Genomic DNA, 12,645 nt, shown 5'->3' with positions numbered 1-12,645 from the left:
CTATCGGATCGACCCGCGTTCCCGCACGTCCGACAGCAACAACCGCAGTACTCGTAGGAGAGGACCGATTCCCATGGCCGAAGCCCCCACCGGCAAGGTGACCTTCGTCGGTGCCGGCCCCGGCGCCGCCGATCTGCTGACGTTCCGCGCCGCACGGGCCATCGCCGAGGCCGACGTGGTGATCTGGGCCGCGAGCCTGGTCCAGGCGGAGGTCCTCGACCACGCTCGCGAGGACGCCGAGATCCTGGACTCGGCGACCATGTCCCTGGAGGACGTCGTCGCCGTGTACCGACGTGCGTTCGAGGAGGGGCTGCAGGTCGCCCGGATCCACTCCGGCGACCCGGCCCTGTGGGGCGGCACGCAGGAGCAGCTGGACCGCTGCCACGAGATCGGCATCGCGACCGAGGTCGTCCCGGGTGTGTCGTCCTTCTCTGCGGTGGCCGCGCTCGCGCAGCGCGAGCTGACGATCCCGGAGGTCGCGCAGTCCGTGGTGCTGACCCGGCTGGGCGGCGGCAAGACGCCGATGCCGCCCGGCGAGGAGGTGCGCGAGTTCGCCCGGCACGGCACCACGATGGCGGTCTTCCTGTCGGCGGCGCGCAGCGGGCAGCTGGTGCGCGAGCTGCTGGAGGGCGGCTATCCGACGGACACCCCGGTGGTCGTCGCCTACCAGGCGACCTGGCCGGAGGAGCTGGTCGCGAAGTGCACGATCGGCACGCTGGAGGAGACGGTCAAGGAGCACAAGCTCTGGAAGCACACGCTGTTCCTGGTCGGCCCGGCGCTGGATGCCCGCGGGACGCGGTCGCACCTGTACCACCCGGGTCACTTCCACGGCTACCGGAAGGCCGACCCGGAGGCGCGGCGGGCGCTGCGCGAGCAGAGGGCGAAGAGTTGATCACGGTCGTCGGTACGGGGACGGGGGCGCCCGTTCCCGAGGACGTCCTCGCGGGTGCCGCACTGGTCGTCGGCGGCCGCCGGCACCTGGACGCGGCCCGGCTGCCGGACGGGGCGGAGCGGGTGGTGCTCGGCCCGCTGGCGCCCGCGCTGGAGACCATCGCCGGGTACGCCGGCAAGGAACTGCCGGTGGTCGTGCTGGCGTCCGGGGACCCTGGGTTCTTCGGGATCGTGCGGGCCCTGGCCGAGCGGTTCGGGTCCGGGCTGCTGGACGTGCGGCCGGGGGTGTCCTCCGTGGCCACCGCCTTCGCCCGGATCGGGCTGCCCTGGGACGACGCGGTCGTCGTCAGCGCGCACGGCCGGGACCTGCGGACGGCGGTGAACGTGTGCCGGGCGCGGCCGAAGGTGGCCGTGCTGACCGGGCCGGGCGCGGGTCCCGCCGAGCTGGGGGCCGCGCTCCCCGGCGACCGGACCCTGGTCGTGGCGAGCGCGCTCGGCGATCCGGAGCGGGAGCGCGTGGAGCGGGTGACGGCCGCCGAGGCGGCGGCCCGGGACTGGGGTACGGCGGTGAGCGTGGTGCTGTGCCTGGACGGGGCACGGGCGCTCGGTGCGGTGCGGACGGTGGCCGGGGTGCCCGGGACGCCGGACCGGTGGGCCCTGGAGGAGGACGAGTTCGCGCACCGGGACTCGATGATCACCAAGTTCGAGGTGCGGGCGCTGGCCCTGGCCCGGCTGGGGCCGCGCCTGGGCGACCTGGTGTGGGACGTGGGCGCCGGGTCGGGCTCGGTCGCGGTGGAGTGCGCGCGGCTCGGTGCCGCCGTCGTCGCCGTCGAGAAGACCCCGGACGGGGTGGCGCGCATCCGTGCCAACGCGGACGCCCACGGCGTCGCCGTGGAGGTGGTGCACGGCTCGGCGCCGGAGGCCCTGGCGGGGCTGGCCGGTGATCCCGACGCGGTGTTCGTCGGCGGCGGGGGCCGGGAGCTGCCCGCCGTGGTGACCGCGTGCGCGGGGCGGGCCCGGCGGACCGTGGTCGTCGCCATGGCCGCACTCGACCGGGTACCGGCGGCGCGCGAGGCGCTGACGGGTGCCGGGTTCACCTGTGACGGGGTGCTGTTGCAGTCCTCGCGGCTGGCGCCGCTGCCGGGGGACGTGACCCGGCTGGCGGCCACCAATCCTGTGTTCCTGCTGTGGGGCGTGCGCACCCCGGCGTCTAGTGAAGGAGTTGCCCAGTGATCGGCCTCATTTCCGCCACGGCGGCGGGAGCGGCGGCGCGGGACCGGCTGGCCGCGGCCTGGCCGGACCGGACGCGCGTGTACGAGGGTCCCGTCGGGGAGGCCGTACGGGCCGCGTTCGCCGAGTGCGAGCAGCTGGTGTGCTTCCTGGCGACGGGCGCGGTGGTACGGCTGCTCGCGCCGCTGCTCGGTGACAAGGCGGCCGACCCGGGCGTGGTCTGCGTGGACGAGGGCGGCAGGTTCGCGGTCTCGCTGGTCGGCGGGCACGGCGGCGGCGCCAACGAGCTCGCCCGCGAGGTCGGGGAGTTGCTGGGCGCCGAGCCGGTGGTGACGACCGCGACGGACTCCGCCGGGATGCCGGGTCTGGACACGCTCGGGCTGCCGTACGAGGGTGCGGTCGCCGCGGTCTCCCGGGCGCTGCTGGACGGCGAACCGGTCGCGCTGGAGGCGGAGGTGGCGTGGCCGCTGCCGCCGCTGCCGGTCGCGCCGCAGGGGTCGTACACGATCCGGCTCACCGACCGGGCCGTGCCCGCCGGCGAGCGGGAGGTGCTGCTCAGGCCGCCGTCGCTGGTGGTCGGGGTCGGCGCGTCGAAGGGCGCGCCGGCCGAGGAGATCCTCGCCCTGGTCGAGGAGGCGCTGTGGGAGGCGGGGCTGTCGCCGCGGTCGGTCGGCGAGCTGGCCACCGTGGACGCCAAGGCGGAGGAGCCCGGAGTCGTGGCCGCCGCCGAGCGGCTCGGGGTGCCCCTGGTGACGTACTCGGCCGAGGAGCTGGCGGGCGTGGCGGTGCCGAATCCGTCGGCGGCGCCGCTCGCGGCCGTCGGCACCCCGTCGGTCGCCGAGGCCGCCGCCCTGGTGCGCGGCGGTGAACTCCTCGTGCCCAAGCGGAAGTCCGAGCGTGCCGACGGGCAGCCGGCGATGGCGACCTGTGCCGTGGTACGGCGGCCGGCGCGCGGGCGGCTCGCGGTGGTCGGGCTCGGGCCGGGCGCCCGGGACCTGCTCACCCCGCGGGCGGCGGCCGAGCTGCGGCGGGCCTCGGTGCTGGTCGGGCTCGACCAGTACGTGGACCAGATCCGCGACCTGCTGCGGCCCGGCACCCGGGTGCTGGAGTCGGGGCTCGGCGCGGAGGAGGAGCGGGCCCGTACGGCGGTCGCGGAGGCCCGCACGGGGCAGGCGGTGGCACTGATCGGCAGCGGGGACGCGGGCGTGTACGCCATGGCCTCCCCGGCGCTCGCCGAGGCGTCCGACGACATCGACGTGGTCGGGGTGCCCGGGGTGACGGCCGCGCTGGCCGCCGGGGCGATCCTCGGCGCGCCGCTGGGCCACGACCACGTGTCCATCAGCCTGTCCGACCTGCACACGCCGTGGGAGGTCATCGAGCGCCGGGTGCGCGCGGCGGCCGAGGCGGACCTCGTCGTCACCTTCTACAACCCGCGCTCCCGGGGCCGCGACTGGCAGCTTCCCAAGGCCCTCGCGATCCTCGGCGAGCACCGGGCACCGGCCACGCCCGTCGGCGTCGTCCGCAACGCCTCCCGGCCGGACGAGTCCAGCCGGGTCACCACGCTCGCCGGACTCGACCCGGCGACCGTCGACATGATGACGGTCGTCACCGTGGGCAACACCGCGACCCGGACCGTGGCGGGGCGCATGGTGACCCCGCGCGGCTACCGCTGGCAGGAGAGCACCCGGGAGGAGAGCCGGTGACCCTGGCCCTCCCCGCCCCGCTGTCCCTGCCGTACCCGTCCGTTTCGTCTGAGGAGATCTCGTGACCACCCCGCCCGCCCTGCTCATCGCCGGACACGGCACCCGTGACGACGCCGGAGCCGAGGCGTTCCGCGACTTCGTCCGGGAGCTGGGGCGCCGCCACCCCGGGCTGCCCGTCGCCGGCGGCTTCATCGAACTGTCCCCGCCGCCGCTGGGCGAGGCCGTCACCGAGCTGGTCGAGCAGGGCGTACGCCGGTTCGCCGCCGTGCCGCTGATGCTGGTGTCCGCCGGGCACGCCAAGGGTGACATCCCGGCCGCGCTGGCCCGGGAGCAGGAGCGCCACCCGGGCATCTCGTACACCTACGGCCGCCCGCTGGGCCCGCACCCGGCGCTGCTGAGCGTGCTGGAGCGGCGGCTGGACGAGGCGCTCGGCGGCACGGACCGCTCGGAGGCGACCGTGCTGCTGGTCGGGCGCGGCTCGACCGACCCCGACGCCAACGCCGAGGTGTTCAAGGCGGCCCGGCTGCTGTGGGAGGGGCGTGGCTACGCCGGGGTGGAGACGGCGTTCGTGTCGCTGGCGGCGCCTGACGTGCCGAGCGGCCTGGACCGGTGCGTGGCGCTGGGCGCGAAGCGGGTCGTCGTGCTGCCGTACTTCCTGTTCACCGGCATCCTGCCGGACCGGGTGCGGCAGCAGACCGAGGGCTGGGCCGCCGCCCACCCGGAGACCGACGTGCGGTCGGCCGACGTCATCGGGCCCGAGCCGGAGCTGCTGGACCTGGTGATGGAGCGGTACGAGGAGGCCGTCAAGGGCGATCTGCGCATGAACTGCGACTCGTGCGTGTACCGGATCGCGCTGCCGGGCTTCGAGGACAAGGTGGGGCTGCCGCAGCAGCCGCACTTCCACCCGGACGACGACGACCACCACCACGGGCACCACCATCACGGGGGGCACTCGCACAGCCATGCGCACTGAAGCGACCGGCGGGTCCGGGCACGATCTGCGGCACCACGGGGACGCCGAAGTGCGGGACGACGGGGCCGCGTTGGTCGACCTCGCCGTCAACGTCCGTGCGGACACGCCCCCGGCGTGGCTGCGGGAGGAGATCGCCGGCTCGCTGTCGTCCCTCGCGGCCTACCCGGACGGGCGGGCCGCACGAGCGGCGGTGGCGGCGCGGCACGGGCTGCCGGTGGAGCGGGTGCTGCTGACGGCGGGGGCGGCGGAGGCGTTCGTGCTGCTCGCCCGCGCGCTGAAGGTGCGCCGGCCGGTCGTGGTGCATCCGCAGTTCACGGAGCCGGAGGCCGCGCTGCGGGACGCCGGGCACAGCGTGGACCGGGTGCTGCTGCGGGAGGAGGACGGGTTCCGGCTGGACCCGGTGGCGGTGCCGGAGGACGCCGACCTGGTGGTCATCGGCAATCCCACCAATCCGACGTCCGTGCTGCACCCGGCGGAGACGATCGTCCGGCTCGCCCGGCCCGGGCGGACGCTGGTGGTGGACGAGGCGTTCATGGACGCGGTGCCGGGTGAGCGGGAGGCGCTGGCCGGGCGGACCGGGGTGCCGGGGCTCGTCGTGCTGCGCAGCCTCACCAAGACCTGGGGGCTGGCCGGGCTGCGCATCGGGTACGTGCTGGCCGCGCCCGAGATCATCGTCGAGCTGGAGCGGGCCCAGCCGCTGTGGCCGGTGTCCACGCCGGCGCTGGCCGCTGCACGGGCCTGCGTGGCGCCGCGCGCGCTGGCCGAGGCGGGGCACGCGGCGCACCGCATCGCCGGGGACCGGGCCCATCTGGTGGCCGGACTGGCCGCGTTCGCTTCTCGCGGAGTGCGGGTGGTGGAGCCAGCGGAGGGCCCGTTCGTACTGGTCCGCATGCCGGACGCGGCAGACGTACGGCGACGGTTGCGGGAGCTGGGTTACGCGGTGCGGCGGGGTGACACGTTTCCCGGGCTCGACGCGGACTGGATACGCGTGGCTGTACGGGACCGCGCGACAACGAACGCCTTCCTGAAAGCCCTGTCGACCACACTGATCCCGCCCGCCCACCCACCTGCCCCGCCCGGCTGAGAGACGAGGTCCTGGGGGCGGGGAGCGCGAGGCGTCAGTTCCTCCTGCGGCGGGCCACCGTCACCGCTCCGCCGCCCACCAGCAGCAGGGCCAGCGCGCCGCCCGCGAGGTACGGGGTCGCCGAGTCGCCACCGGTCTCGGCGAGGCCGGGCTCGGCGGCGCCGCCCTGGGGACGGGGGCCGGCGGCCGGGTCGTGGCTCGGCACCGGCGTGCCGGTGGGCGCGGCCATCGGGGACTCGCAGGTGGCCTTGGCCAGGGTGACCGTGCCCTCGACGTCGGCCACGTTGAGCTTCAAGGGATTGACGGAGACCTTCAGTTCGAGGGCGGTCGCCGCGGCCGTCCGGGTCGTGGTGCGCCGCTGGGAGAGGTCGAGGCGGACCTCGCCGACACCGGGCACCTTCACCTCGACCGGGCCGCCGGCGGTGAGGGTGACGCGCTTGCCGAGGACGGTGACGGCCCCGAGGACGTTCGCGGCGGCGGTGGGGGCCTTGCCGACCGCGCAGGTCGCCTCGGCGGTGACCGTCTCGGCCTCGATCAGGGACAGCAGGGGCAGGCCGGGCAGGTGCAGCCGGGCGTGGGCGACCCGGACCGAGCCCTCGGCCCGCTGCTTGTTCACCGTGGCCCGGGCCTCGGCGACGTCCGCGTCGAGGACGGTGAACGGTTTGCCGCCGTTCACGCCGTCGAGCCGGGCGGACAGCGCGGTCCGGTCGGCGCTCCGCGGTGCCTGGACCGCGTTGAGGGAGACCGCGAGCGGGACGTTCACGGTCTTGTCGAGCAGGGACACGTCGAGCCCGGTGCGCAGGACGGTGGCGGAGGCGCGACCGTGGTCGCCGGTCGCGTGCGCGGCGCCCGCGCCCAGGACCGCGGGCGCCGCGGTGAGGGCGGTGACCGTCGCGAGCGCGGCGAGACGGCGTGCGGGCACGCGGAAGTAGTTGCTGTTCAAGGCGGTGGGACCCCCAGACGGAACATGCTTGGGACCCGTCAACCTTGTCCCCGGTGTGGGTGAACGGTCAGCGTTCCAGGGCTACTTCACCCAAACGTGGTTTCCCCGCACGATCATTCGAGGAAGCGGCATCACGGGCACGTCTACTCGACGACACGCCCGTTCAGCACCACCCGTCGCGGCGCCGCCAGCACCCGTACGTCGGCCCGGGGATCGGCCTCGTACACCACGAGGTCGGCCGGGGCGCCCTCCTCCAGGCCGGGCCGGCCGAGCCAGCTGCGGGCGGCCCAGCTGGTGGCGGCGAGGGCGTCGACCGGCGGGATGCCGGCGGTGACCAGTTCGGCCACCTCCTCGGCGACCAGGCCGTGGGCCAGTGAGCCGCCGGCGTCCGTGCCGGCGAAGACCGGGATGCCGGCGTCGTAGGCGGCGCGGACGGTGTCGTAGCGCCGCTCGTGCAGCCGGCGCATGTGCGCGGACCAACGCGGGAACCTCTTGTCGCCGCCGTCGGCGAGCCGCGGGAAGGTGGCGATGTTGACGAGGGTGGGGACGATCGCGACGCCCCGCTCGGCGAACAGCGGGATCAGGTCCTCGGTGAGGCCGGTCGCGTGCTCGATGCAGTCGATGCCCGCCTCGACCAGGTCGCGCAGGGAGTTCTCGGCGAAGCAGTGGGCGGTGACGCGGGCGCCGAGCCGGTGGGCCTCGGCGATCGCCGCCTCCACCGCCTCGCGCGGCCAGCAGGGGGCGAGGTCGCCGAGGTCTCGGTCGATCCAGTCGCCGACCAGCTTGACCCAGCCGTCGCCGCGCCGGGCCTCCTGGTGGACGTAGGCGACGAGGTCGTCCGGCTCGATCTCCCAGGCGTAGTTGCGGATGTAGCGGCGGGTGCGGGCGATGTGCCGGCCCGCCCGGATGATCTTCGGCAGGTCGTCCCGGTCGTCGATCCAGCGGGTGTCGGAGGGCGAGCCCGCGTCCCGGATCAGCAGGGTGCCCGTTCCCCGGTCGGTGAGCGCCTGCTTCTCGGCGGTGTCCGCGTCGACCGGGCCCTCGGCGCCCAGGCCCACGTGGCAGTGCGCGTCGACCAGGCCGGGCAGCACCCAGCCCTCGACCGTGGTGATGTCGCGGGCGCCGGCGGGACGGTCGTAGGAGATCCGCCCGCCGACCACCCACAGCTCGTCCCGGACGTCCTCGGGCCCCGCCAGGACCCTGCCCCTCAGGTGCAGCACCGCGCCATCGCTCATGCACCGCACCTTAACGACCTACGGCTCGGACTTCCCCACCTGGTCGGAGGTCTCCTCCTCCACCTCGGCCATCGCCGGGTCGAGCAGGCGGGACAAGAAGTGCCGGGTGCGCTCGTGCTGCGGGTCGCCGATCACCCGGTCCGGGCTGCCGTCCTCGACGATCACGCCGCCGTCCATGAAGACGACCCGGTCGGCGACCTCGCGGGCGAAGGTCATCTCGTGGGTGACGACCATCATCGTCATGCCCTCCTGCGCGAGCCGGCGCATGACGGCGAGGACGTCGCCGACCAGCTCCGGGTCGAGCGCGGAGGTCGGCTCGTCGAAGAGCATCACCTCGGGGCCCATGGCGAGCGCGCGGGCGATGGCGACGCGCTGCTGCTGGCCGCCGGAGAGGGAGGACGGGTAGGCGTCCGCCTTCTCCGAGAGGCCGACGCGGGCGAGGTTCTCGGCGGCGACGCGCGCGGCCGTCGCCTTGTCCCGCCCGAGGACCCGGCGCTGGGGCAGCGTGAGGTTCTCGGTGACGTTCAGGTGCGGGAAGAGGTTGAACTGCTGGAAGACCATGCCGATGCGGCGGCGTACGGCGTCGATGTCGACGTCGGGGTCGGTCACCTCGGTGCCGCCGACGAAGACCTGGCCCTTGGTGGGCTCCTCCAGCAGGTTCACGCAGCGCAGCAGCGTCGACTTGCCGGAGCCGGAGGGGCCGATGACGCAGACGACCTCGCCCTGGCCGATCTCCAGGTCGATGCCGCGCAGCACCTCGTTGTCGCCGAAGGACTTGTGCAGTCCGCGGACCTCGATCTCCGGGCGGCTCACCGGATCGCCTCCTGGGCCTTGGTTTCCATACGGCGGACGACGAAGCTGAGCGGGATGGTGACCAGCAGGTAGCACAGGCCCGCAACCAGGATCGGCGTGGAGTTGGCGGTCGTACTGGCGAGGTCGCGGCCGAACTTGGACAGTTCCCGCTCCTCCAGGGTGACGCCGAGGAACAGCACCAGCGAGGAGTCCTTGAAGAGCAGGACGAGTTCGTTGGTGAGCGGCGGCAGGATGATCCGGAAGGCCTGCGGGATGATGATGGAGACCATGGCCCTGGCGGGCGAGAAGCCGAGCGAACGGGCCGCCTCCATCTGCCCCTTGGGCACCGCCTGGATGCCGGCCCGGATGGTCTCGGCCATGTAGGCGGCCGAGACCAGGCCGAGCGCGATGGCGACCTTTCCGTAGGTGCCGCCCGGGATCTGCGTGCCCGGGAAGGCGAGCGGGACGGCCACGCCGACGAAGATGAAGATCAGCAGGGCGGGCAGACCGCGGAAGATCTCGATGTAGACGCCCGCCAGCCACCGGTACGGGCCCACGGAGGACAGCCGCATCAGCGCGATGACCATGCCGAGGACCAGGCCGACGACGAAGCCGGACAGCGTGTAGAGCACGGTGTTCTTCAGCGCCAGCGTGATGACGTCCGGGAACATCTGGCGGGCGATGTCCGCCTGGGCGAACTGGTTCTGCAGCCGGCCCCAGTCCGCCGTGACCGCGAAGGCGATCACGGCGGCGGCGAAGACGGCGTACTGCACGCCCCGCGAGATGCTGCGCTTCTGGCGCCGGGTCAGTCCCTTTTTCTTCGGTTGCAGTCGTACGTCCGTGTCGGTCATGAGGCGGCGGGGGAGGCCACGGACGGGTTGTACGGGCCGATCCACTTCTCGTAGATCTTCTTGTACGTGCCGTCGGCCTTGGCGTCCTTGAGGGCCTTGTTGACGGCGTCGAGCAGCGCCTTGTTGCCCTTCTTGACGGTGAAGCCGTACTGCTCACCGGTCTTGAGGTTGTCGACGACCTTGAACTTGTCCGCGTTGGCCTTGTCCTTCAGCCAGCCCTGGACGACCGGGTAGTCGATGACGACGGCCTGGACCTGGCCGGTGCGCAGACCGTTGAGGACCGCGTCGGAGGACTCGAAGGAGATCGGGTCGTAGCCCTTGCCCTTGACGTAGTCCTCGCCGGTGGTCTGCGCCTGGGCGCCGAGCTTCTTGCCCTTGGCCTTGACGTCGGCGAGCGAGTTGATGCCGCTGCTCTTGTCGACGAGGACGGCCTGGGTGGCCTCGAAGTACGGGTCGGAGAAGTCGACGTTCTTCTTGCGCTCGGCGGTGATGGTCATGCCGGCGGCGGCCAGGTCGCACTCGCCGGAGTTCAGGAAGGCGCCGGTCTTGAAGTTCTCGAAGGGCGTGTCGAGGATCTGCTGCTTGACGCCGAGATCCTTGGCGACCAGGTCGATGAGGGAGACGTCGAAGCCCTGCACCTTGCCGTTCACCTCGGACTGGAACGGCGGGTAGGGCAGGTGGGTGCAGGTGGTCAGCTGGCCGGCCTTGGCGAGGTGGACGCCCTTGACGGTGGTCTTGCCGCTCCCCGAGTCGCTGGAGGAGCAGCCGGCCGCGACGAGCGCGAGTGCGGCGGTCGCGGTGGTGGCGGCCAGAAGGCGGGTCCGGCGCCCTGCGAGCGTTTTCATGGGGAGATCTCCTGTGGGGGAACTGTGGCTTCTGATTATAAGGAAGGGTTTGAGTCTCTCAAATCAAACCGATGGCTACGAGGGCTTTCGACCTAAGATCGGTGGAGTCGACCTCCCGAGAGCGAAGAGAGCACCGCCGTGACCCACCCCTTCCTCGACCTGCCCCCGCTCACCGCCGGGCGTTTCGCCGCCATCGAGGACGGGGTGGCCCGGCTGCTGGACACCCGGCAGGACGTCCTGATCACGCAGGGCGAGGCGCTGCTGCCGCTGGAGGGCGCGATCCGCGCGGCGGCCGGTCCGGGCACGGTGGCCCTGAACGTGATCACGGGCCCGTACGGCCAGACCTTCGGCACCTGGCTGCGCGACGCCGGCGCCACGGTGTACGACCTCTCCGTCCCCTTCCACACGGCGGTGAGCGCCGAGCAGATCCGGGAGGCGTTCGCCGAGCACCCGGAGATCGACTTCGTGTCGCTGGTGCACGCGGAGGCGGCGACCGGCAACACCAACCCGGTCGCGGAGATCGGCGAGGTGGTACGGGCGCAGGGTGCCCTCTTCTACCTGGACGCGGTGGCCTCCGTGGGCGCGGAGCCGGTGCTGCCGGACGCGTGGGGCGTGGACCTGTGCGTGATCGGGGCGCAGAAGGCCATGGGCGGGCCGGCGGGGGTGTCGGCGATCTCGGTGAGCGAGCGGGCGTGGGCCCGGATGGCCGCCAACCCGAACGCCCCGCGCCGCTCCTACCTCTCCCTGCTGGACTGGAAGGAGCGCTGGATCGACGCGGGCCGCAAGGCGCTGCCGCACGCTCCGGCCCAGCTGGAGATGCTGGCGCTCCAGGCGTGTCTGGAGCGGATCGAGTCGGCCGGCCTGGAGACGGTGATGGCCCGGCACCGGCGCGCCGCGCTGGCCGCGCGGGCGGGTGCGGTGGCGCTGGGCGGGGGCCTGGAACCGTACGTGTACGAGGAGCGGGACGCGGCGCCGGTCGCCACGACCCTGCGGGTGCCGTCCGGGGTGGTGGCCTCGGACCTGGTGGCCCGCGCCCTGGCGGCCGACCCGGCGCTGCCGCTGGCGGCGGGGGGCGGCGCCCTGGCGAAGGAGATGATCCGCGTCAACCACTACGGTCCCGACGCGACGCAGGCCGCGGTCCGGGACTCCCTGGCGGCACTGGGCGCGGCGCTCACCGAGCAGGGTCTGCCGGTGGACCCGGCCGCCGCCCGGCGGGCCGTGGAGAACGCATGGCGGTGATCAGCAACCGGTAATCACCCCGGAACGCACCGAAAACGGCTCGCGCACACCACGCGGGCCGTTTTCGCATCTTGAATTCCAATTACTTTCACAATCTCCGCCAATTCTGCGGACGATAGCTTCCCGTCTTCTTCTGCCCGCTTTTTGCAGAGCTAAACAGGAGAGTTTGCCGACCGATTTCCGACGGTTTCCGGCCTGTGACAGAGTCCACAGCAAGGGGGCTTTGTACCGATTTTCCCGGGGGCATTCCGGACATATCGCCGAAGCGGCGCGCGACCCCGGCAACCACTCCCGTGCATTTTCGAATTCGCCTCGCTAAATTCGTGCCGCATGACTGCCGCACCAGCAGACCTGCTCATAGAACAGCCGGCGACGACCGACGGAGCCGCGCTCTGGCGTCTCGCCAAGGACTCGAAAACCCTGGATCTGAACTCCTCCTACAGCTATCTGCTGTGGTGCCGGGACTTCGCCGGCACCTCGGCGGTGGCGCGCGGCGTGGACGGGGAGCCGGTCGGCTTCGTCACCGGATACCTGCGGCCGGACCGCCCCCGCACCCTGCTCGTCTGGCAGGTGGCCGTCGACCCCGGGCACCGGGGCCTCGGCATCGCCGCCCGATTGCTGGACGGGCTGACCGCCCGGCTCACCGCCGAGCGCGGCATCACCGAGCTGGAGACCACCATCACACCCGGCAACACCGGTTCCGAGCGGCTGTTCACCTCGTTCGCCGAGCGGCACGGCGCCGGGGTCACCCGCGAGGTGCTGTTCCCCGCCGGCCTGTTCCCGGACGGCCCGCACGACCCCGAAGTCCTCTACCGCATCGGCCCGCTGACCGACTTCACCGCCCACTGAGGAGCGATTC

12 protein-coding genes are annotated in these 12,645 nt (G+C 73.2%); 7 read left to right on the top strand and 5 right to left on the bottom strand.

Annotation, left to right across the window (positions count from 1 at the left end):
* The first annotated feature begins 73 nt into the window (after window positions 1-73).
* From cobM to cobC, 5 genes are all read left to right on the top strand, one after another.
* On the top strand, window positions 74-892 hold the full coding sequence (cobM, locus tag ACIP4Y_RS06370; RefSeq protein ID WP_358644256.1) for a precorrin-4 C(11)-methyltransferase: 819 nt from the start codon (window positions 74-76) through the stop codon (window positions 890-892).
* Window positions 889-2,124 carry a precorrin-6y C5,15-methyltransferase (decarboxylating) subunit CbiE gene (gene cbiE, locus ACIP4Y_RS06365; RefSeq protein WP_401388401.1) on the top strand — a complete coding sequence of 412 codons (1,236 nt, stop codon included), beginning with the start codon at window positions 889-891 and terminating at the stop codon, window positions 2,122-2,124. The genes cobM and cbiE overlap by 4 nt, the downstream gene beginning before the upstream one ends.
* Window positions 2,121-3,824, top strand: a complete 1,704-nt coding sequence (gene cobJ, locus ACIP4Y_RS06360) for a precorrin-3B C(17)-methyltransferase (protein WP_401388398.1) — start codon at window positions 2,121-2,123, stop codon at window positions 3,822-3,824. The genes cbiE and cobJ overlap by 4 nt, the downstream gene beginning before the upstream one ends.
* A gap of 61 nt (window positions 3,825-3,885) precedes the next feature.
* Window positions 3,886-4,797, top strand: a complete 912-nt coding sequence (locus tag ACIP4Y_RS06355) for a sirohydrochlorin chelatase (RefSeq protein WP_401388395.1) — start codon at window positions 3,886-3,888, stop codon at window positions 4,795-4,797.
* Window positions 4,787-5,881: an Rv2231c family pyridoxal phosphate-dependent protein CobC gene (cobC, locus tag ACIP4Y_RS06350; RefSeq protein WP_401388392.1), complete on the top strand. Its 1,095-nt coding sequence runs from the start codon at window positions 4,787-4,789 to the stop codon at window positions 5,879-5,881. Before ACIP4Y_RS06355 ends, cobC begins: the two co-directional genes overlap by 11 nt.
* A 34-nt stretch (window positions 5,882-5,915) precedes the next feature.
* Here the strand turns inward: cobC and ACIP4Y_RS06345 are convergent, their stop codons facing one another.
* The 5 genes from ACIP4Y_RS06345 to ACIP4Y_RS06325 form a co-directional block, all read right to left on the bottom strand.
* Window positions 5,916-6,824, bottom strand: a complete 909-nt coding sequence (locus tag ACIP4Y_RS06345; protein WP_401388389.1) for an SCO1860 family LAETG-anchored protein — start codon at window positions 6,822-6,824, stop codon at window positions 5,916-5,918.
* A 143-nt stretch (window positions 6,825-6,967) separates the two neighbouring features.
* A complete protein-coding gene (locus ACIP4Y_RS06340) occupies window positions 6,968-8,059 on the bottom strand; it encodes an amidohydrolase family protein (protein ID WP_401388386.1) in 1,092 nt (363 codons plus the stop codon).
* 18 nt (window positions 8,060-8,077) lie between these two features.
* Window positions 8,078-8,872, bottom strand: coding sequence for an amino acid ABC transporter ATP-binding protein (locus ACIP4Y_RS06335; protein WP_401388383.1), 795 nt, complete (start codon window positions 8,870-8,872; stop codon window positions 8,078-8,080).
* Window positions 8,869-9,702, bottom strand: coding sequence for an amino acid ABC transporter permease (locus ACIP4Y_RS06330; protein WP_358644240.1), 834 nt, complete (start codon window positions 9,700-9,702; stop codon window positions 8,869-8,871). The genes ACIP4Y_RS06335 and ACIP4Y_RS06330 overlap by 4 nt, the downstream gene beginning before the upstream one ends.
* A complete protein-coding gene (locus ACIP4Y_RS06325; RefSeq protein WP_358644238.1) occupies window positions 9,699-10,547 on the bottom strand; it encodes a transporter substrate-binding domain-containing protein in 849 nt (282 codons plus the stop codon). The genes ACIP4Y_RS06330 and ACIP4Y_RS06325 overlap by 4 nt, the downstream gene beginning before the upstream one ends.
* 138 nt (window positions 10,548-10,685) lie before the next feature.
* Here ACIP4Y_RS06325 and ACIP4Y_RS06320 point away from each other — a divergent pair, with 138 nt between their 5' ends.
* Window positions 10,686-11,786, top strand: a complete 1,101-nt coding sequence (locus ACIP4Y_RS06320; protein WP_401388379.1) for a pyridoxal-phosphate-dependent aminotransferase family protein — start codon at window positions 10,686-10,688, stop codon at window positions 11,784-11,786.
* A gap of 330 nt (window positions 11,787-12,116) precedes the next feature.
* Window positions 12,117-12,635 carry a diaminobutyrate acetyltransferase gene (gene ectA, locus ACIP4Y_RS06315; protein ID WP_401388376.1) on the top strand — a complete coding sequence of 173 codons (519 nt, stop codon included), beginning with the start codon at window positions 12,117-12,119 and terminating at the stop codon, window positions 12,633-12,635.
* The last annotated feature ends 10 nt before the right edge of the window (window positions 12,636-12,645 follow it).

Source organism: Streptomyces sp. NPDC088810 (assembly GCF_044750305.1).
GTDB lineage: Bacteria > Actinomycetota > Actinomycetes > Streptomycetales > Streptomycetaceae > Streptomyces.
Note: the sequence above shows the minus strand (reverse complement) of the source record. Positions and strands in the feature narration are given on the sequence as shown.

What these genes read in the sequence shown, in the direction of transcription:
- cobC (WP_401388392.1), top strand. Translation starts at nt 4,787, where the DNA reads ATGCGCACTGAAGCGACCGGCGGGTCCGGGCACGATCTGCGGCACCAC.
- ACIP4Y_RS06325 (WP_358644238.1), bottom strand. Translation starts at nt 10,547, where the DNA reads ATGAAAACGCTCGCAGGGCGCCGGACCCGCCTTCTGGCCGCCACCACC.
- ectA (WP_401388376.1), top strand. Translation starts at nt 12,117, where the DNA reads ATGACTGCCGCACCAGCAGACCTGCTCATAGAACAGCCGGCGACGACC.
- ACIP4Y_RS06340 (WP_401388386.1), bottom strand. Translation starts at nt 8,059, where the DNA reads ATGAGCGATGGCGCGGTGCTGCACCTGAGGGGCAGGGTCCTGGCGGGG.
- ACIP4Y_RS06330 (WP_358644240.1), bottom strand. Translation starts at nt 9,702, where the DNA reads ATGACCGACACGGACGTACGACTGCAACCGAAGAAAAAGGGACTGACC.
- cobM (WP_358644256.1), top strand. Translation starts at nt 74, where the DNA reads ATGGCCGAAGCCCCCACCGGCAAGGTGACCTTCGTCGGTGCCGGCCCC.